This is a genomic window from Saccharopolyspora sp. NPDC050389, assembly GCF_040655595.1.
Lineage (GTDB): Bacteria > Actinomycetota > Actinomycetes > Mycobacteriales > Pseudonocardiaceae > Saccharopolyspora.
Genome location: NZ_JBFAKG010000071.1, coordinates 36,548 through 55,663, shown reverse-complemented (window position 1 = coordinate 55,663; position 19,116 = coordinate 36,548). Strand labels below are relative to the sequence as shown.

Annotated in this window: 16 protein-coding genes; 8 read left to right on the top strand and 8 right to left on the bottom strand. The window is 70.8% G+C overall.

Annotated elements, in window-relative coordinates; genetic code table 11:
• Nucleotides 1-189: 189 nt before the first annotated feature.
• Entirely contained in the window at nt 190-1,869 is a 1,680-nt protein-coding gene (locus tag AB0I53_RS35155; protein WP_358612834.1) for a DUF885 domain-containing protein, read from the bottom strand.
• A 98-nt stretch (nt 1,870-1,967) separates the two neighbouring features.
• Here AB0I53_RS35155 and AB0I53_RS35150 point away from each other — a divergent pair, with 98 nt between their 5' ends.
• A complete protein-coding gene (locus AB0I53_RS35150; RefSeq protein WP_358612832.1) occupies nt 1,968-2,633 on the top strand; it encodes a DUF3153 domain-containing protein in 666 nt (221 codons plus the stop codon).
• Here the strand turns inward: AB0I53_RS35150 and metF are convergent.
• A complete protein-coding gene (gene metF / locus AB0I53_RS35145; RefSeq protein WP_358612830.1) occupies nt 2,630-3,508 on the bottom strand; it encodes a methylenetetrahydrofolate reductase [NAD(P)H] in 879 nt (292 codons plus the stop codon). The two genes, AB0I53_RS35150 and metF, sit on opposite strands and share 4 nt — an antisense overlap.
• Before the next feature lie 103 nt (nt 3,509-3,611).
• Here metF and AB0I53_RS35140 point away from each other — a divergent pair, with 103 nt between their 5' ends.
• Nucleotides 3,612-4,742, top strand: coding sequence for a polyprenyl synthetase family protein (locus AB0I53_RS35140; protein WP_358612828.1), 1,131 nt, complete (start codon nt 3,612-3,614; stop codon nt 4,740-4,742).
• The gene (crtI, locus tag AB0I53_RS35135) at nt 4,742-6,205 is read left to right on the top strand and encodes a phytoene desaturase family protein (protein WP_358612826.1); all 1,464 of its coding nucleotides are present in this window, start codon (nt 4,742-4,744) and stop codon (nt 6,203-6,205) included. The genes AB0I53_RS35140 and crtI overlap by 1 nt, the downstream gene beginning before the upstream one ends.
• A 143-nt stretch (nt 6,206-6,348) precedes the next feature.
• On the opposite strand, the gene AB0I53_RS35130 is transcribed toward crtI, so the two are convergent.
• Nucleotides 6,349-6,714, bottom strand: coding sequence for an Rv2175c family DNA-binding protein (locus AB0I53_RS35130; RefSeq protein WP_358612824.1), 366 nt, complete (start codon nt 6,712-6,714; stop codon nt 6,349-6,351).
• 170 nt (nt 6,715-6,884) lie between these two features.
• Between AB0I53_RS35130 and pknB the strand changes: the two genes are divergently transcribed.
• From pknB to AB0I53_RS35115, 3 genes are all read left to right on the top strand, one after another.
• On the top strand, nt 6,885-8,867 hold the full coding sequence (gene pknB, locus AB0I53_RS35125; RefSeq protein ID WP_358612822.1) for a Stk1 family PASTA domain-containing Ser/Thr kinase: 1,983 nt from the start codon (nt 6,885-6,887) through the stop codon (nt 8,865-8,867).
• A 328-nt stretch (nt 8,868-9,195) separates the two neighbouring features.
• Nucleotides 9,196-10,680 (top strand): polyprenol phosphomannose-dependent alpha 1,6 mannosyltransferase MptB, encoded by a 1,485-nt coding sequence (gene mptB, locus AB0I53_RS35120; RefSeq protein WP_358612840.1) that lies wholly within the window; start codon nt 9,196-9,198, stop codon nt 10,678-10,680.
• A gap of 179 nt (nt 10,681-10,859) precedes the next feature.
• On the top strand, nt 10,860-11,555 hold the full coding sequence (locus AB0I53_RS35115) for an aspartate/glutamate racemase family protein (protein WP_358612820.1): 696 nt from the start codon (nt 10,860-10,862) through the stop codon (nt 11,553-11,555).
• Nucleotides 11,556-11,914: 359 nt separating this feature from the next.
• On the opposite strand, the gene AB0I53_RS35110 is transcribed toward AB0I53_RS35115, so the two are convergent.
• Both AB0I53_RS35110 and AB0I53_RS35105 read right to left on the bottom strand, forming a co-directional pair.
• On the bottom strand, nt 11,915-13,303 hold the full coding sequence (locus tag AB0I53_RS35110) for a class II 3-deoxy-7-phosphoheptulonate synthase (protein ID WP_358612818.1): 1,389 nt from the start codon (nt 13,301-13,303) through the stop codon (nt 11,915-11,917).
• A gap of 81 nt (nt 13,304-13,384) precedes the next feature.
• Nucleotides 13,385-13,861 carry a PPOX class F420-dependent oxidoreductase gene (locus tag AB0I53_RS35105; protein ID WP_358612816.1) on the bottom strand — a complete coding sequence of 159 codons (477 nt, stop codon included), beginning with the start codon at nt 13,859-13,861 and terminating at the stop codon, nt 13,385-13,387.
• 174 nt (nt 13,862-14,035) lie between these two features.
• Between AB0I53_RS35105 and AB0I53_RS35100 the strand changes: the two genes are divergently transcribed.
• A complete protein-coding gene (locus AB0I53_RS35100) occupies nt 14,036-14,824 on the top strand; it encodes a hypothetical protein (protein WP_358612815.1) in 789 nt (262 codons plus the stop codon).
• Between the two features lies 1 nt (nt 14,825).
• Here the strand turns inward: AB0I53_RS35100 and AB0I53_RS35095 are convergent, their stop codons facing one another.
• The 3 genes from AB0I53_RS35095 to AB0I53_RS35085 form a co-directional block, all read right to left on the bottom strand.
• A complete protein-coding gene (locus tag AB0I53_RS35095; protein WP_358612813.1) occupies nt 14,826-16,286 on the bottom strand; it encodes an MFS transporter in 1,461 nt (486 codons plus the stop codon).
• Between the two features lie 230 nt (nt 16,287-16,516).
• On the bottom strand, nt 16,517-17,542 hold the full coding sequence (locus AB0I53_RS35090) for a 6-phosphofructokinase (protein ID WP_358612811.1): 1,026 nt from the start codon (nt 17,540-17,542) through the stop codon (nt 16,517-16,519).
• Nucleotides 17,543-17,783: 241 nt separating this feature from the next.
• On the bottom strand, nt 17,784-18,281 hold the full coding sequence (locus AB0I53_RS35085; RefSeq protein WP_358612809.1) for a polyadenylate-specific 3'-exoribonuclease AS: 498 nt from the start codon (nt 18,279-18,281) through the stop codon (nt 17,784-17,786).
• Between the two features lie 194 nt (nt 18,282-18,475).
• Between AB0I53_RS35085 and AB0I53_RS35080 the strand changes: the two genes are divergently transcribed.
• Nucleotides 18,476-19,111: a hypothetical protein gene (locus AB0I53_RS35080; RefSeq protein WP_358612807.1), complete on the top strand. Its 636-nt coding sequence runs from the start codon at nt 18,476-18,478 to the stop codon at nt 19,109-19,111.
• Nucleotides 19,112-19,116: the final 5 nt, after the last annotated feature.

Below are 19,116 nucleotides of genomic sequence, written 5' to 3'. Positions count from 1 at the left end.
TCCATCTGTCGCAAGAGGAAGGATCAACCAAGGGCTTCATCCATGATCAACCGGGGCCGCAACACCAGCACCCGAGGTTAAACAACAAGCTATAGCAACCCAAAAGACTCACGGCCGGAGTGCCCGCGGAGGCCGTTCGAGATGTGATGGCGCGGGCTTGGCCCACGCCCGCAGGAAGCCGCCGCAGAACTACAGCAGGGCGAGTTGCTCGCGGAGGGTGTCGAGGCCCATGCCGCCCATCTTCAGGGCCTGCGTGTGGAACTCCTTCACGTCGAAGGCCGCGCCGTGGCGCTGCTTGGCCTCGTCGCGGGCCGCCCGCCACAGCCGCTCGCCGAGCTTGTACGACGGGGCCTGGCCCGGCCAGCCCAGATAGCGGTCGATCTCGTCGCGGACCTGGGCCGGGTCGGTGATGGTCCGGCTCAGCATGAACTCCAGGCCCAGTTCCGGCGTCCAGCGCTCGCCCTCGTGGAAGCCGGTGCCCGCCGGGATCTCCAGCTCCAGGTGCATGCCGATGTCGACCACCACGCGCGCCGCGCGGAAGAGCTGGTCGTTGAGCATGCCGAGCAGGTTCCCGTCGTCCTCGAGGTAGCCGAGCTCGCGCATCAGGCGCTCGGCGTACAGCGCCCATCCCTCGCCGTGCCCGGAGACGAAGCACGCCAGCCGCTGGAACTTGTTGAGCCGCTGCGCCTCATGCACCGCGGTCGCGACCTGCAGGTGGTGCCCGGGCACGCCCTCGTGGTACACGGTGGAAACTTCGCGCCAGGTCGGGAAGTCCTGCCGGTCGGCGGGCACCGACCACCACATCCGGCCGGGCCGGGAGAAGTCGTCGGTCGGGCCGGTGTAGTAGGCACCGACGCCGCCGCCCGGCGGGGCGATCCGGCACTCCAACCGCATCAGCGGGTCCGGGATCTCGAAGTGGGTGCCGCGCAGGTCCTGCAGCGCCTGGTCGGAAAGCCGCTGCATCCACTCCTCGAACCGGTCCTGCCCGCGCACCTGGTAGCGCGGATCGGCGTCCAGCACGGCCGCGGCCTCGGCCAGCGTCGCGCCCGACTTGATCCGGTTCGCGATCTGCTTCATCTCCGCCTCGATGCCGGAGAACTCCTGCCAGCCCCACTCGTACGCTTCCCGCAGGTCGAGGCGGGCACCGGTGAAGTACCGCGACCACAACCGGTACCGCTCCTCGCCCACGGCATCCTTCTCCGGGGCCTTCGGCAGCAGCTCGCCGCGCAGGAAGTCGGCGAGCCCGGCGTACGCCTCGGCTGCCGATTCGGCCGCGGTGTCCAGGTCGCGGCGCAGCGACTCGTCCACGCCTTCGGCGCGCCCGACCATCGCCGCGAAGAACGACTGACCGCCGCGCCCGGACCAGGTGTCGCACTGCTCCGCGACCTTGCTGACCTGCCGGACCGCCGCCACATTGCCGTCGGTTGCCGCCGTCAGCAGTCCGGCGCGCAGGCCCAGCACCGCTTCGGGCATCACCGACAGGCGGCGGGCGATGGTGCGCCACTGCTCCGGGGTGTCGGTCGGCATCAGGTCGAAGACCTGCCGGAGGCCCTGCACCGGGCTGGCGATCACGTTCAGCGCGGCCATGTCCGCGCCGACCTCGTGCAGTTCCAGGTCGAGACCGACGCGCTCGGCGAACACCGCCTGCGCGACCCGCTCCGAATCGTCGGCGGGTTCGGCCGCCTGCACCGCCGTGAGGCTGCGGCGGGCGAGTTCCGCGCGAGCCCGGTGCCCGTCCGGCGAGTAGTCGGTCAGTTCCTCGTCGCGGCCGGGTACGCCCAGGTAGGTTCCGGCGACCGGGTCGAGAGCGACCAGCTCGGATACGAACTGGTCGCTGATTTCGTGCACACCGCTGTGGTCAACTCCCATGCCCGCCACGCTATCGCGCGGCGACGACGGTCACGCGCTTCGACGAAACAGGCATTCGCAGGCGGCGAAAACGCCCGCCGGATGCGAAGATCGCCCAGGTGGAGGACAAGACACCGCGCGGCCGCACCGCGCTCCTGCTGGTCCTGATCACCGTGTTCGGCTCGCTGCTCAGCGGGTGCCTGCACGCCAACGCCTCGCTAAACATCTCCGGCGAGGACCAGGTGTCCGGCGAGGTCCTGCTCGCCACCCAGGTCGCCGACGGCCAGGCCCCGCTCCGCTTGCAGCCGCCCGAGACCCTCGCCGACCGGGTTCAGGTCACGCCGTACCGCGACGCCGACCGCGTCGGCTCGCACCTGTCGTTCCGCGAGCTGACCTTCCCGGAGGTAGAGCAGCTGGCCGAGGCGCTGAGCCCCGACGCCCGATACCGGCTGCACCTGTCCCGATCCGGCTCGCTGGTGATCTTCGAGGGCTCGGCGGACCTGACGCCGCTGGCCGACACCGACTCCGGCGTCGACCTGAAGATCAGCGCGCCCGGCGAGATCACCAACACCAACGGCCAGGAAAGCGCCGGCACGGTCTCCTGGTCGCTGCAGCCCGGCGCGGTCAGCGAGCTGTCGGCCACCTACCAGTACTCCAACGCCACCGGCATGGACTGGATCGGCTGGGCGCTGCTGGTCGGCGCGCTCACTCTCGGCTCCGCCGCCGTCGTGGCGGTCCTCGCGCTGCGCGCCCACCTGCGCAGCCGTGCAGAGCAGAACGTCTAGCCCGCTCCTAGGCCGAGATTCGCCACCACCTGGCGCGTCGCCTTCGAGCGGTTGAGGGTGTAGAAGTGCAAAGCCGGGACGCCTTCGGCGATCAGCCGCTCACACAACCGCGTCGCCAGATCCACGCCTGCGGCGCGGAACCCCGCCGGATCCTCCGCCAGCGGCAGCAGCTGCTCCGACACCTCGGCAGGCACCGGCACCCCGGCGAGCTCGCCGAACTTGCCCAGCACCCGCGGCGTGGTGATCGGCATGACTCCCGGCAGCAGCGGCACGTCGCAGCCGCGGGCGGCCATCCGGTCACGCAGCCGCAGGAAGTACTCCGGCTCCAGGAACAACTGGGCGATGGCGAAACCCGCACCCGCGCGGATCTTTCGCACCAGGTGGTCGGCGTCGGTGTCCAGGTCCGCGGAGCGCGGATGGCCGTGCGGGAAGGCCGCCACACCGACGCAGAACTCGCCGAGCTCCCGCACCAACCGGACGAGATCCTCCGCGTAGTTCAGGCCCTCGGGGTGCTGATGCCATTCGCCGTTCGGGTCGCCCGGCGGGTCACCGCGCACGGCCAGCACGTTCTGCACCCCGGACGCGGCGTACCAGCCGATGACGTTGCGCAGTTCGGCGACCGAGTGGTCCACGGCGGTCAGGTGCGCCATCGGCGTCAGCGTGGTCTCCTGCGCGATACGGCCGGTGGTTCGGATGGTGCGGTCCCGGTTGGAGCCGCCCGCGCCGTAGGTCACCGAGACGAAGGCGGGATCCAGCGGCTCCAGCTCCCGGATCGCCCGCCAGAGGATGCGCTCCTCGTCGTCGCCGCGCGGCGGGAAGAACTCCACCGAGAAAGTCGTCTTCTCGGTCCGCAACCGATCCACCACCGCCGTCATGCCGAACAGGATAAGGACGGTTCCCGGGCTCCTCCGGCATCGTCCCAGCGGCTGGGAGCGGCCCCGGCGGCCGTCACCCGATGGCGTCGCGGAGGATGGAGGCGTGCCCCCATCGCAATCGACCGCAGTGCAAGCGACCGGCAAGGATTCCGTCGTCGTGGAAACCGACCTCCCCGGTCAGGTCCAGCGGACGCTGACCGACTACCTGCAGACCCGCAGCGCCGAGGCAGCCGCCCTCGACCCGGCGTTCGCTGCCGCGGTGGCCGAGCTGAACGGGTTCGTCCTCGGCGGTGGGAAGCGGATCCGCCCCACCTTCGCCTGGTGGGGCTGGCGCGCGGCCGGTGGGCCCGCCGATGGCCCGGCGGCGCAGGCGATGCTGCGGGCCGCGAGCGCCTTGGAGCTGCTGCAGGCCTGCGCGCTGGTGCACGACGACCTGATCGACGAATCGGACACCCGCCGGGGCAACCCGACCGTGCACCGCAAGTTCGAGCAGATCCACCGCGAGTCCGGATTCTCCGGTGCCGGCACCCAGTTCGGGCGGGCCGCCGCGGTGCTGCTCGGCGACCTGGCGCTGTCCTGGGCCGACGACCTGCTGCACAGCGCCGGGATCCCGCCGGAGGCGCTGGCCCGGGCGCTGCGCCCGTGGCGCGCGATGCGCACCGAGGTGCTCGCCGGCCAGTACCTCGACGTGCTCGGCCAGTTCCGCGGCGACGAGACGCCGCAGGCCGCGCTGCGGATCTGCCAGCTCAAGGCCGCGTCCTACACCATCCAGCGCCCGCTGGAACTCGGCGCGGAGGCCGCCGGGGCCGGCCCGGACGCGCTGCAGGCGCTGCGCCGGTTCGGCTCCGACATCGGCGTCGCCTTCCAGCTCCGCGACGACCTGCTCGGCGTGTTCGGCGACCCCGGGGTGACCGGCAAGCCCGCCGGTGACGATCTGCGCGAAGGCAAGCGGACGGTGCTGATCGCCGAGGCCGTGGCGGCGGCCCGCGAGCAGGCCGACCGGCCCGCGCTGGACCTGCTGCGCGACGTGCTCGGCGATCCCGAGCTGGACGCGGACCGCGTCCAGCAGGCCCGGCAGGTGCTCACCCGGCTCGGCGCGGTCGAGGCCGTCGAGAAGCGGATCACCGACCTGACCGGTTCGGCGATGCTCGCGCTGCACGCCGCGGGGCTGGCCGAGCCGGCCGCGTCCCGGCTGGCGGAGCTCGCGATCGCGGTCACCGACCGCAGCCACTGATGCGCACCGTCACCGGCCGCACCGATCACGTCGTGGTCGTCGGTGCGGGGCTGGCCGGGCTGACGGCGGCCCTGCACCTGGCTGGCGCGGGCCGGCGGGTGACGGTCGTCGAACGGGCCGGCCTGCCGGGCGGGCGGGCCGGATTGCACGAGGTCGCCGGGTACCGGATCGACACCGGCCCGACCGTGCTGACCATGCCCGAGCTCGTCGACGAGGCACTGCACGCGGTCGGCGAATCGGTGGACGACCGCCTCGACCTAATCCCGCTGCACCCGGCCTACCAGGCGCGGTTCGCGGACGGCTCGACGCTCGACGTGCACACCGACGCCGCCGCGATGGAGCAGGAGGTGCGGCGGTTCGCCGGGCCCGCGGAAGCGGCCGGGTACCGGCGGCTGCGGCACTGGCTGACCGAGGTGTACCGGGCGGAGATGCACCGCTTCATCGACGCGAACTTCGACTCGCCGCTGGGCCTGCTGTCACCGGAGCTGGTGCGCCTCGCGGCGCTCGGCGGCTTCGGCCGGCTCGGCCCGGCGATCGGCCGGTTCCTGGCGGATGAGCGGCTGCGCCGGGTCTTCTCCTTCCAGGCGCTCTACGCGGGCCTGGACCCGCGCCGAGCGCTCGCCCTGTACGCGGTCATCTCCTACATGGACACCGTCAACGGCGTGTGGTTCCCGCGTGGCGGCATGCACGCGGTTCCGACCGCGCTCGCCGACGCGGCAGCGGGCGCGGGCGTCACGTTCCACTACGACGCCGAGGTGACCGAGCTGGAGCGGCGCGGCGACCGGATCACCGCGGTGCGCACGTCCGACGGCGCGCGCATCGCGGCCGACGCGTTCGTGCTCACGCCCGACCTGCCGGTCGTGCACGAGCTCCTCGGCCACCGCCCGCGGCGGCGGCTGCGCTGGTCACCGTCGGCGGTGGTGCTGCACGCCGGGACCACCCGCGGCTGGTCCGACGCCCACCACACGATCTCCTTCGGCGAGGCCTGGCACGGCACGTTCACCGAGATCATCCGCGACGGCAGGCTGATGACCGATCCGTCGCTGCTGATCACCCGGCCGACCGCGACCGATCCGTCGCTGGCGCCCGACGGCCGCGAGCTGCACTACGTGCTCGCGCCGTGCCCGAACCTGCGCACCGGGCCGATCGACTGGGACCGGATCGGCCCCGCCTACCGCGACGAGTTGCTGGGCGAGCTGGAGCGGCGCGGGTTCACCGGCTTCGGCGCCGCGATCGAGGCGCAGCAGCTGATCACCCCGGCGGACTGGGCGGCGCAGGGCCACGCAGCCGGCACACCGTTCTCGGCCGCGCACACGTTCGCGCAGACCGGCCCGTTCCGGCCGCGCAACCTGGTGCGCGGCCTGGCCAACGCGGTGCTCGCCGGTTCGGGCACGACACCTGGCGTGGGCGTTCCGCCGGTCCTGCTGTCCGGCAAGCTCGCCGCCCGGCGCATCACCGGCTGACCGGCGCCGAATGCCACGTTCACCCAGCTCAACGGCCCCGTGAATGGTTTGGGGTGCTATGACGCCCCAAGGCACTCACGGGCCCTGAGCGGGTGGAACAGCATCAAGCCGGTCCGGGCTTGCGCGGCCCGAACCGGACGACCTCAGAAGCCCATCGCCTGGGCCCTCCGCTTCACCTCTCGCCCGCGGTCGCCGCGCAGTGCGTCGATCGGCGTGCCGGGCAAGGAGTCGTCCGGGGTGAACAGCCACCGGAGGATCTCGTCCTCCTGGTAGCCGGCATCCCGGAGCAGGGTGACCGTGCCCGCCAGACCCTTCACCACTTCGGTGTCGGAGAGGAACGCGGTGGGCACGCCCAGCACGCCGTTCCTGCGCAAGGCGAGCAGGTGGCCATCACGGATTAGTTGGTGCACCCGGGTCACGGGCTGACCGAGTCGCTCGGCGACGTCGGGCAGCGGGACAACCTCCACATCGGGAGCGAGCACATCCGGGGCAGCGGGGATCGCACTCACGCTGCACACCTTGCCACATGACCGACCGCGATGCCGCACGCCGCACGCGTTGTGCCCGGCTACGATCATGATCGTGATCGATCCCGAGCCCGAGCGCGGAGGCATCCCCGGTGCCGCCCGGGCGGCCTGCAACAATCGGGTCGGAAAGGTTACCCGGCGGTGGGCGGAAAATGACTCCTGAGACACGTTCCGGTGGTGGCGCGAGCCTCGTCGGAGCCATGCTCGAACGCCGCTACCGGGTCGATTCGCTGATCGCCCGCGGCGGCATGTCCACGGTCTACCGAGGCCTGGACACCCGGCTGGACCGGCCGGTGGCGCTCAAGGTGATGGACGCGCGGTACTCCGGCGACCGGTCGTTCGTCGACCGCTTCGAGCGCGAGGCGCGCGCCGCGGCCCGGCTGCACCATCCCGACGTCGTCGCCGTCTACGACCAGGGCGTGGACCACCGCCCGGACGGCGATCACGTGTTCCTGGTGATGCAGCTCGTCGAGGGCTGCACGCTGCGAGACCTGATCATGGATCGCGGCGGCCGCCTGCCGCTGGCGATGGCGCTGAGCGTCATGGCGCCGGTGCTCTCGGCGCTTGCCGCCGCGCACCAGGCCGGCATGGTGCATCGCGACGTCAAGCCGGAGAACGTGCTGATCGGCACGGACGGCTCGGTCATGGTCGCCGACTTCGGGCTGGTCAGAGCCGCAGCGGAAGCCGGCACGACCAGCGGCAGCATCATCCTGGGCACCGTCGCATACCTGTCGCCGGAGCAGGTGACCACCGGCGCCGCCGACGCGCGCTCCGACGTGTACGCCGCCGGGATCGTGCTCTTCGAAATGCTGACCGGCCGCCCGCCCTACGTGGGCGACACCGCGCTGTCGGTGGCGTACCGGCACGTCAACGACGACGTGCCGCCGCCGAGCGAGCTGGTCCCGGAGATCCCGCCGGCCATCGACGACCTCGTGTTCCGCGCGACGCGCCGCGATCCCGCGCAGCGCCCGGAGAACGCCGAGGTGTTCCTCGCCGAGCTGCAGCAAGTCCGCGACGACCTCGGCATCGCACCGGTGGCCGTGCCGGTCCCGGCGTCCGAGGAGCGCACCACGCAGATGGCGCCCGCGGCCGCGGACCCGCCGACCGAGCAGATCCCGGCCGTCCGCGACACGCGGCCCGTCGGGCCGCAGCGCACCCGCGCGATGGCGCGCCCCGCCACCGGCGACCACACCCAGGAGTTCTCCGCCGTCGCCGCCCCGGCCGCCGGCCCCCAGCGGGACCGGCTCCGCGGCAGGCGGACGGTGCTGGTGTGGACCGTCGTGGTCCTGGCGCTGGCCGCGCTGGTCGGCGGCGCCGCGTTCTGGCTGGGTCTCGGCAGTTCAGTCCAGGTGCCGCGCCTCGTCGGCGAGCAGGAGGCCGTCGCACAGCAAGCGCTTGAAGGCGCCGGGCTGACCGGCAACGTCACCAAGACCTACGACAACGCCGTCGCCGAAGGCGTGGTGATCAGCTCCAACCCGCGCGAGGGCACCCAGGCGGGCAGCGGCAGCACCGTGGACCTCGTCGTCTCGCTGGGCAAGCCCAAGGTCCCGGAGATCGCCGAGGGCACCACGCTCGCCGAGGCGGAAAGCGCGATCCGCAACGTCAAGCTGCAACCCAAGCACGACGAGTCCGCCGACCAGTTCCACACCACGGTGCCCGAAGGCCGGGTCATCAGCGTCGACCCCGGCCCCGGCACACCGCTGAACATCAGCGCCGAGGTCACCCTGATCGTCAGCAAGGGCCCGCCCCCGGTGAAGGTGCCCGACGTGCGCGGGATGAGCAAGGCCGACGCGTTCACCACGCTGAGCAACTCCGGGTTCGATCCCTACGAGGCGGGCCGCCAGTTCGACTCGGACGTCGCCGGCGACCACGTCATCAGCACCGATCCGGCCATCGGCAGCGAGATCCGGCTGGTCGGCAAGCCGCGGATCGGCGTGGTGCTGTCCAACGCGGTGGAGGTGCCCAGCCTCAACGGCGTTCGGGTGGACGAGGCGAAGCAGCAGGTCGCCGCGCTGGGCCTGCAGCTGGACGTGCAGGCGTTCTTCGAGCGCGACGGCATGGTGATCTTGGGGCAGCTACCGCTTCCCGGCAGCAAGGTCGAGCCCGGATCGACGATCCACGCGACCGCGTTCTGAGGCCCCGGGTCGTGGTGCGCGCCCACGGCCCGGCAGAACCACACGATCCGCAATGTGATCCTGATCTCTTCTCGGCGGTGTAACGTTTCCCCTCCGCCGGGGTCTACCAGCGGGTACTCGGCGGCCGGCTATCACCGAAAAGCGGGAGCGCGAGCCACGACACGACCGATCTCGCCTGGTCACAGCGGCTCGAGCGGCCGGTTGTGGAATTATTGGCAGCACAATGCCCCCGAGTGTTTCGATCGAGTCGGCTCCCGACTGGTCCGAACGGACCAACAACACCACAGCCGGCCAGCCCAGTCTCGGCGGACGTCGGCCTCGTCGTCCGCTGCCCCTGCGCACCATCGCACTGGGTGCGATCGGGTCCGTGCTGCTGCTGGTCGGCTCCTTCGGCGCCGGCGGCACGCTCGTCCACGATCCCGTCCTCGGCTCCGGGCCGCTTTCGGCGCTGCGCTACGGGCACGGCCGCGACGTGGCGGTCACGGTCGTCTACGTCGGCTTCGCGCTGCTGGTGTGGGCGTGGGTGCGGCTCGGCCGCGGGGTGATCGCGCGCCTGGTGACCTCCCGCGGCGTGCTGTGGGCGACCGCCGCCTGGCTCGGCCCGATGCTCATCGCGCCGCCGCTGTTCACCCGCGACGTCTACAGCTACCTGGGCCAGGGCCTGCTCGCGCTCAACGGCCTCGACCCCTACGGCGTCGGCCCGTCCGCGCTGACCGGGCCGATCCCGGAGAACGTGCACCCCACCTGGCAAACCACGCCCGCCCCGTACGGGCCGCTGTTCATGGGCGTGGCCAAGGGCGTGATCCTGCTGGCCGGCCACGACGTCATCGCCAGCGTCATCGTGATGCGGCTGGTGCTGCTGGGTGGCCTGGTGATGCTGATCTGCGCCCTCCCGGGCCTGGTCCGGCACCTCGGCGGGCGGTTGCCGGTGGCGCTGTGGTTGGTCGCGGCCAGCCCGATGACGGTGGTGCACCTCGTCGGCGGCCCACACAACGACATGCTCATGATCGGGCTGCTGGCGGTCGGCACGCTGCTGATGCTCGAAGGCAAGAACGTCGGCGGGATCGCGCTGGTGTCGGCGGGGATGGCGATCAAGGCGACCGCCGGGCTCGCGCTGCCGTTCCTGGTGTGGATCTGGGCGTCCCGGCTGGAGGGGCCGCTGTGGCGGCGATTCGTCCGCGCCGTGTTCCCGGCGCTGGGCGTGTTCGCGGTGGTCTTCGGCGCCTGCACGGCGCTCGCCAAGGTCGGGTTCGGCTGGCTTTCCGCGCTGTCCGCGCCCGGCATGATCGTCAACTACCTCTCCACTCCGACGGCCGTCGGGCAGGCGGTGCACAGCCTGGTGTCGCTGTTCGGCGAGACCAACATCTGGCCGTTCGTGGGCACCACGCGCACGCTGGGCTCGGTGCTGCTGGTGGCGATCCTCGCCTGGAACTGGTGGCAGGCGCGGGATGGCGGACCCGAGGCGGTGCGCCGCGCGGCGATCGTCCTGTGCTGCGGCGCGCTCCTGTCGCCGGTCCTGCTGCCGTGGTACACGACCTGGGGCTTGGCGCTGGGCAGCGCCTTCGCCTGGACGCCGCGCGCGCTGTCCTGCGTGGTCGGCGCCTCGATCGCGCTGGTGCTGGCCTACTACCCCGACGGCGAGCAGGCGATGTACAACTGGCCGTTCGTCGCGGTCGGCATCGGCGCCGCGGTGCTCGGCGCGCTGTCCCTGGTCCGCTTCGACCCGCTGGGCCTGAGCAGCACCTTCGGCAAGTTCTCGCGCACGGTCACGACCGCCCACCTGCCGCGCGAAGTGCACGGATCACAGCGCTGACGCAGCCCAGCCCGTGTTCCTGGTCCGCGTCCGTTTCGTGGTGGTTCTCCGGGTGAACACGGGCGCGGTTCGGCACGCCTCGGCGAGGCGGCGGCACCGGCGAACCAAGACCCGGCTACCGGAACCGGCTGCCGCAGGCGAGGCTGTCGGGCACAAGGGCCGTTCGACGAGGAGGACGCATGCGCACGATCGGGATGCTCGGCGGGATGAGCTGGGAGTCCTCCGCCGAGTACTACCGGCTGCTGAACGAGGAGAGCCGCGCTCGGCTCGGCGGGTACAACACCGTGCCGAGCGTGCTGTACAGCGTGGACTTCGCCGAGGTCGTGGCCATGCAGGAGGCCGGGGACTGGGCAGCGGCGGGACGGCACCTCGCCGACGCCGCGCAGCGGGTGCGGCGTGCCGGGGCGGATCTGGTGCTGCTCTGCACCAACACGATGCACCAGGTCGCAGAGGCGATCGAGGCGGCGATCGACGTGCCGTTCGTGCACATCGTCGACGCCACCGGCGCGCGGATCGCGGCAGCCGGCCTCACCCGGGTCGGCCTTCTGGGCACCCGCTACACCATGGAGCTCGACTTCTACCGGGCGCGGATGCGCGACCGGCACGGCATCGACGTGATCGTCCCGGAAGAGCCCGACCGCACCCTGGTGCACGACGTCATCTACCGGGAGCTGACCCGCAACCGCGTCGAGGACGGCTCCCGCGAGCAGTACGTGCGGGTCGTGCGCGGCTTGGCCGAGCGCGGCGCCGAGGCCGTGATCCTCGGCTGCACCGAGATCACCCTGCTGATCGGCCCCGGCGAAAGCCCGCTGCCGCTGTTCGACTCCACCCGCCTGCACGTCGCGCACGCCCTCGACATCGCACTCGCCGAGTGACGGAGCGGCCGTGAGTCTTTTGGGTCGCTATAGAGGCTGTTTTGGATGTGGTGACGTGCGGATGTGGTAACGCGGGCGTTTTGTATTTGAAGCGGCGAAGCCGCTTAGCCAACCCTCGCAGCTTGCACCACCGCGGGTTCTCAGGTGTCTTCTCGCGAGGACAGCCCCGACGTGGTGAATTGGCATTCATGATGTCGGGGATCCCACAGCGAGAAGGCACCTGAGGTTCCGCCACCCGCACCGCCAAGCAGATCGAGTTTGGAAACAGCCTCTATAGCAGCCCAAAAGACTCACGGGCGATCACCGGCAGAACGAAGGCCCCGGAACCAGGTGGTTCCGGGGCCTTCTTCGATGTGACTTCAGCCGCGCAGCATCTCCGCGACCAGGAACGCCAGCTCCAGCGACTGCTGGGTGTTCAGGCGCGGGTCGCAGGCCGTCTCGTAGCGGCCCGCCAGGTCCGCGTCGGAGATCTCCTGGGCGCCGCCGACGCACTCCGTGACGTCCTCGCCGGTCAGCTCGATGTGGATGCCGCCCGGGTGGGTGCCGAGCCGGTGGTGCACCTCGAAGAAGCCCTGCACCTCGTCCACGATCCGGTCGAAGTGCCGGGTCTTGTAGCCGGTGCTCGCCTCGTGGGTGTTGCCGTGCATCGGGTCGCACTGCCAGATCACCTGGTGCCCGGAGGCCGTGACCTTCTCCACGATCGGCGGCAGCACGTCGCGCACCTTGCCGTTGCCCATCCGGCTGATCAGGGTGAGCCGGCCCGGCTCGTTGTTCGGGTCCAGCCGCTCGACGTACTCCACGGCCTGCTCGGGCGTGGTGCCCGGGCCGATCTTGAGGCCGATCGGGTTGGAGATCAGCTCGGCGAACGCGATGTGCGCGCCGTCGAGCTGGCGGGTCCGCTCCCCCACCCACAGGAAGTGCCCGGACAGGTCGAACAGCCGCGGCCGGTCGCCGGTGGTGTCCAGCCGGAGCATGGCGCGCTCGTAGTCCAGCACCAGCGCCTCGTGGCTGGCGTAGAACTCCACCGAGTGCAGGCTGGAGTCGTCCACGCCGCAGGCGGCCATGAAGCGCAGGCCGCGGTCGATCTCGGCGGCGACCGACTCGTAGCGCTCGCCGGCCGGCGAGTTGAGCACGAAGTCCTTGTTCCAGTCGTGCACCTTGGTCAGCGCGGCCATCCCGGCGCTGGTCAGCGCGCGGGACAGGTTCATCGCGGCGCTGGCGTTGGCGTAGGCGCGGATCAGCCGCGACGGGTCGTGGCGGCGCGCGTCCTCGGTGGCGACCAGCGAGTTGATCATGTCGCCGCGGTAGGACTGCAGGCCCAGCGCGTCGGTGTTGCTGGAGCGCGGCTTGGCGTACTGCCCGGCGATCCGGCCGACCTTGACCACCGGCATGCTCGCGCCGTAGGTCAGCACCACCGCCATCTGCAGCAGCGTGCGGATGTTGCCGCGGATGTGCGGCTCGGTGTTGTCCGCAAAGGTCTCCGCGCAGTCGCCGCCCTGCAGCAGAAATGCCTCGCCGCGGGCGACCGCCGCGAGGTGCTGGCGGAGCTCGTCCACCTCGGAGGGCACCGTCACCGGCGGGACGCTCTCCAGCACCTTCCGGACGCTGCCGGCCTGGTCCGGGTTCGGCCACTGCGGCTGCTGCGCGGCAGGGCGGGCCAGCGCGTCGTCCAGGCGGGCGCGCATCTCCGGCGGCAGCGGCGGCAGCTCGGGCAGGTCATCTACGGGGACGTCGACGGTCCAGTTCACATTCCCAGAATAGGGGCTGCGCGCTACTCCTTTAACGCCGGGAGAGGCGTCCCACATCGCGGAAGCCCTGCGGGCTTCGATTCAGTAGCCGCCACCGAGCTTGCGGTGGTCCCAGGTGATCGTCCGGGTCGGGGTGAAACGCAGCCCGACCCGCTTCGCGGCCTTGGCGCGCAGGGCCGTCCGGGCCTCCTCGCTGGCCATGAGCTCGCCCGGGGCCGCCGAGCCGTAGCGCTCGGCCAGGCTCAGGCCGATGCGCTCGACGTCCTCCGGCGCGTCCAGGAGCTGCACGTCGCACTCCAGCGAGACGCCGCGCAGCTCGCCGTACTCCGTGCCGGTCTCCAGCAGCAGCGTGGCCCGCGGGTCGCGGCGCAGGTTCAGCGTCTTCTGCGACTGACCGTAGGACCACACCTCGATCACCGGGCCGTCGTGCACGAACCACATCGGCACCAGATGCGGCCGCCCGTCGCTCTTCACCGTCGCCAGCACGACGATCCGGCGCTGGGAGATGAAGTCGACGATCTCGTCCTCGGACATGGTGATCTGGCCGCGACGCGACATTGCAACGCTCCGTTTCCGCTGGGCCGGTGGTCTGCCGATCTTGTTCCGGGAGACCCCATCGCGTCAACGAAGACCCCGAGTCCGCCCAACTGGCGAAGATCATCCGAATCGGCCCTGCCGCGACACCGCCGGCGCTAGGCTCTCGCCTCGTCGACGAGGCGAGAGGAGCAGCCTGTGACGTGGGGACCGGGCCAGCAACCACCGCAGGAACCGCCGCCGGGGCGCAAGCCGACGCACCAGCGGTTGTGGCCCATCAGCATCCTCGCCGACGTCGCCGCGGTGGTCGCGCTGCTGATGAGCTCGACGCAGAACGTCGCCGTGGTCATAGCCGCGGTTGCGCTGCTGCTGGGCGTGGTGCACCTGTGGGCGAGTTTCGGCAGGCAGATGGACCGCTGGGTCGTCCTCTCGATCATCGGCGTCGTCGCGGGCGCGGTGCTGATCACCGTGGTGGCCACCCGAGCACTGCTGGCGGTGCCAGATCAGCCGAGCGGCCAGGCGGCCGACCAAACACGCCAGAGCGACTCGACGGCCGAACCGACCACGCCGAAGCCGCCGGCCACCACCTCGGCGTCGCCGACCAGCTCCGCCTCCGGCGATCCTGCGATCAGCCGCGAGAGCGGCGACAAGCCGATCGTGCTGACGAGCGGCTACGCCCTGGATCTGGACTCCAGCGAACCGCTGTGGGTCGCCAAGCCGACGAAGGATTACTCCGGGCAGGACCTCGAATACGGCGGCGGCTACCTCTACGCGGACTGGCACGTCGCGCCAGCCACCGCGCAGGCGACGTTCGAGGACTGCGTGCGGGCTGGCTACCACAGCTACGTCAACTCGTACGATCTCGTCACCGGAGCCGCGTTCTGCGTAAAGACGAGCAACGGCACCTATGGGCGGATCGTCGTCCGCGACAACCAGGAATCGCAGCAGCTGACGCTGGACGTCGTGGTCTGGAAGAAGCCGAGCTAGCTCAGCTCGCCGAAACCTTCTCCCGCTGCCACTCGGCCTCGACCGCGTCGGCGTCGTAGCCCACCGGCTCCCAGCACTTGGCCAGCAGCGCCACCAGGCCCATCAGCGGGGCGAGCGCGATCACCCAGAACACGCCGCTGCCCAGCGATGCGCTGAGCACCGGGAAGAAGAACAGCGCCAGCGTGGAGCCGACCCGCAGGGTGCCCTGGTTGAAGCCGATCCCGGTGCCGCGCATCGTCGTCGGGTAGCTCAGCGACGCGAAGCTCATGAAGTGCGCGCCCGGCCCGGAGGCTTGCGCGAACATGAACGCGCCCAGCGCGCAGATCGCGAACAGCACGTACGCGGTCGCCGACGGCTTGCCGATCAGCGCCAGCACCACCATCGACGCCAGCTGCACGGCGAACCCGATGAACGTCAGCTTCCAGGCACCAGTCTTGTTGGCCAGCCGGATGCCGAGCAGGCCACCGGTGACCGCGAAGACCAGGTTGAGCACCAGCGAGGCGCTGATCGTGTTCAGCGCGCCCTGGGCGAGGATGCTCGCGATGATGATCGGCAGCCCGTAGGCGACCGCGTTGTAGCCGAAGGTCTGGGCGAGGCCGATGGCCAGCGCCTGGAACGTCCGGGCGCGGTAGCGGCGCTGGAACAGCTGCGCGAAGTCCCGCAGCCCGCGACGCTCGGCCTGGGGCTTCACCACCTCCGCGTCCGGCGCCACGACGGCGTTGACGCCGTAGGACTTGCGCAGGATCTTCGCGGCCCGCTCCAGGTCGCCCTGGTTGGCCGCCCACGACGGCGACTCGTTCATGTACTTGTTGCGCACCAGCAGGATCACCAGCGCGGGCACCGCGCCGAAGCCGACGGTGAACCGCCACAGCAGGCCGTGGTGCTCGTCGGGCAGCACGAAGTACAGCGCCATGATCACCAGGTAGCAGCCGCTGGTGGCCACGTACCAGGCCGGCGACCACGCCGCGGTGCGGGAGCCCTTGCTGCCCTTGCCCTTCAGCCGGGAGAACTCGGCCAGGAAGGCCATCGCGACCGGGATGTCCATGCCGACGCCGAAGCCCATCAGGAACCGGAAGAAGATCAGGATCTCCATGTTCGGCGCGAGCGCGCAGCCGAGCGCGGAGACCACGAAGAACAGCATGTCGGCCATGAACACGCGGTAGCGGCCGAGCCGGTCCACCAGCAGGCCGCCGAGCCACGCGCCGAAGATCGCGCCGACGCTGATGGAGGCGGTGACCGCGCCGGCCCCGGCCGGGGAGAGCCCGAACTGCTGCTTGATGTCGGTGATGCCGTAGGCCAGCGACGTGAGGTCGTAGGCGTCCAGGAAGATCCCGCCGAGCGCCAGCAGCACGATCATCTTCGCGTGGCTGCCCCGTGCCGCACCCGAGTTGACCAGTTCGGTGACGTCCCGCGCCGAGCGGATGAGCACTGGCTCCCGCTCGGCGACCGGTTGCGTGGACACGGTTGCACCCCTCCGAAATTCCTTGGATCGTGCCCGCAGGCGCGAGCGAGGGGTTAGCCTAACCGGTGGAACGAATGCGTCCACATGCTGGAACGAAGCAGCGTCGCACGTGGTTGTGCGGGTCACCTGAGCCCTGGTTCGGTCAGCCCTCGTCGCTCGGTGACGCAGTTTTTCAGGGCCGAACGAAGGGCGCCGTCGCCGGGCCAGGCGACGGCGCCCTTCGTCGAGTCTCAGCCGAAGAGGACTTCGGCTTCCGCGTAGCGCTCCAGAGGCACCGTCTTCAGCGACGCGGTCGCTTCGCGCAGCGGCACCCGCACGATGTCCGTGCCGCGCAGCGCGACCATCTTGCCGTAGTCGCCCTCGGTGATCGCGTCGATCGCGTGCAGGCCGAAGCGGGTCGCCAGCACCCGGTCGTAGGCCGTCGGCGTGCCGCCGCGCTGCACGTGGCCGAGCACCACCGCGCGCGACTCCTTGCCCGTTCGCGCCGCGATCTCCTCCGCCAGCCAGGTGCCGACGCCGCCCAGCCGGACGTGGCCGAAGGCGTCCTTCTCACCGGTCAGCAGCAGTTCCTTGCCGCCCTCCGGGACCGCGCCCTCGGCGACCACGATGATCGGCGCGTACTGCCGCTCGAAGCGCTGCTCCACCCAGGTGCAGACCTTCTCAACGCTGAACGGCTGCTCCGGCACGAGGATGACGTTCGCGCCGCCCGCCAGCCCGGAGTGCAGCGCGATCCACCCCGCGTGCCGGCCCATCACCTCGACCACCAGCGCCCGGTGGTGCGACTCCGCCGTGGTGCGCAGCCGGTCGATGGCCTCGGTGGCGATGTGCACCGCCGTGTCGAAGCCGAACGTGTAGTCGGTGGCGTCCAGGTCGTTGTCGATCGTCTTGGGCACGCCGACCACCGGCACGCCGTCGTGGGTGAGCTGCTCGGCGACGCCGAGGGTGTCCTCGCCGCCGATCGCGATCAGCGCGTCCACCCGGTGCTCCTCCAGGGTCGCCTTGAGCCTGGTGATCCCGTCGTCGACCTTGTACGGGTTGGTGCGCGACGAGCCCAGGATGGTGCCGCCCCGGTTGAGGATGTCCTCCACCTTGTCGAGGGTCAGCGGCATGGTCAGGCCCTCCACCGGGCCCAGCCAACCGCTGCGGAATCCCAGGATCTCGTGCTGGTGCACCGAAATCCCCTTGCGGGTCACCGCGCGGAGCACCGCGTTGAGCCCGGGGCAGTCGCCGCCACCGGTGAGCACTCCGACACGCATTCCAGCCGGCATCGCTTTTCGCCGCCTCCTCGAATCCAGCCTGGACAGAAGTGATCTGCATCTCCCCCTGGCCACAGCGTGGCACGAACTGGATCGTTGCAGCAAGTATCCGGGAAGTTACCGGTCGCGACGAACGAGCTGGGAACGCACGAGGCCCACGCACCGTCCGCCGATTTCGCGCGAAACCGGCTTCCGCCACGCGTGGGCGGCGGCGATTTCGCGCGAAATCGCCCTCTCGTCGTCAGGCGAAGCCGCGTTTGCGGCGGACCTCCTCCATCACCTGCCACCGTTCCAGGTTGTGCTTGGCGTCGGCCAGGGCGTCGTGCGCGTTGTCCGGCGCGGCAGGCAGCTTCGGCTTGCCGAGGTCCTCCCAGCGCTGCCGCAGATCGCGGGTGAACTTCGGGATCCGCGACGGCAGCATCGGCATCGCGCCCCACAGCTGCGCCAGCGCCACGTGGTCGTAGGCCGCGTACCAGGCCCACAACTCGACGTTCCCGTTGCGGGCGGTCAGGAAGGAGTACAGATCCTCGCGGATCCGGGCGCGGGAGCGCCAGCACGGATCGGCGGGCGGGGGCAACTGCGGCAGCACGTGCTGCCGCACCCAGGCACCGGCCCGAGACGCGTCGAACTCGGTGGACACCGCGTAGAACTCGCGGCCGGACTCGTCGACCATCCCGATCGACACCAGCTCGATGGTGTGTCCGTCCTCGATGAACTCGCAGTCGTAGAAGTACCGCACCGGGCAAGGGTAGGCGGCAGCCGTTCCAGCAGCGTATGGGGGCCGTCGGCCGGTATCGAGACCGATCCAGCTCCCGAAACGCGGCCGATGCGCCACAATGATCAACGAACGACTCCCGACAAGCGGAACTCGCCGCGTGGGCGCGAGAGCGGATGCGAGCTGGTATGCAAGCTGGTGGCAAGACCATCGGAAGCGTGATCGTCGCCATCCTGGCCGCAATCGGCCTCTACATCGGCATCCTAGACGGCGGGCTGAGCCTGTGGGACCGCTTCTTCGGCTCGCCGACCAGCCCTCCACCGCCCCCGGAACCTGCCGAGACCAACCGCGCCGAGTCCGCCGCTCCCACGACCGAACCACGTCAGCACCTGGCGTACGGCCCGCCGAAGATCCTGAACTGGGGACTGCGGTTTCCCGGCGACGGCTGCGGAAACGGCGTCCTCGCGGACGGCCAGACCATCAACTGGGACGACGTGGTCGGCGACCCCGACCCCGGTGCGGACGACATCGGGTATCAGCAGCAGACCACGTGCTCTGACTACACCCGGATCTTCGCGCTCGACGGTTCGAAGGGCGGCCTGGTCACCGCGGATCAGGCGCACGACCCGTTGACCTGCCGCAGTGCCGCGCTGGCGGGGGCGCTACCCAACTACATCGAGCCCCGAACCCGCAAGGAAGCTCGCCTGGTCGAAGGTGCGGCGCTGTGCGTGCTCACCGATCGGGGGCGGGTCGTGCGAGCCCGGATCGACCGGGTGGTCGATGACACCGAGAACTTCGTCAAGGACGTGGTGCTCGAACTGAGCGGGGAAGCCATCATCTGGGAGCCGAAGTGACTCGC

What these genes read in the sequence shown, in the direction of transcription:
- AB0I53_RS35155 (WP_358612834.1), bottom strand. Translation starts at nt 1,869, where the DNA reads ATGGGAGTTGACCACAGCGGTGTGCACGAAATCAGCGACCAGTTCGTA.
- metF (WP_358612830.1), bottom strand. Translation starts at nt 3,508, where the DNA reads ATGACGGCGGTGGTGGATCGGTTGCGGACCGAGAAGACGACTTTCTCG.
- crtI (WP_358612826.1), top strand. Translation starts at nt 4,742, where the DNA reads ATGCGCACCGTCACCGGCCGCACCGATCACGTCGTGGTCGTCGGTGCG.
- pknB (WP_358612822.1), top strand. Translation starts at nt 6,885, where the DNA reads ATGACTCCTGAGACACGTTCCGGTGGTGGCGCGAGCCTCGTCGGAGCC.
- AB0I53_RS35115 (WP_358612820.1), top strand. Translation starts at nt 10,860, where the DNA reads ATGCGCACGATCGGGATGCTCGGCGGGATGAGCTGGGAGTCCTCCGCC.
- AB0I53_RS35105 (WP_358612816.1), bottom strand. Translation starts at nt 13,861, where the DNA reads ATGTCGCGTCGCGGCCAGATCACCATGTCCGAGGACGAGATCGTCGAC.
- AB0I53_RS35090 (WP_358612811.1), bottom strand. Translation starts at nt 17,542, where the DNA reads ATGCGTGTCGGAGTGCTCACCGGTGGCGGCGACTGCCCCGGGCTCAAC.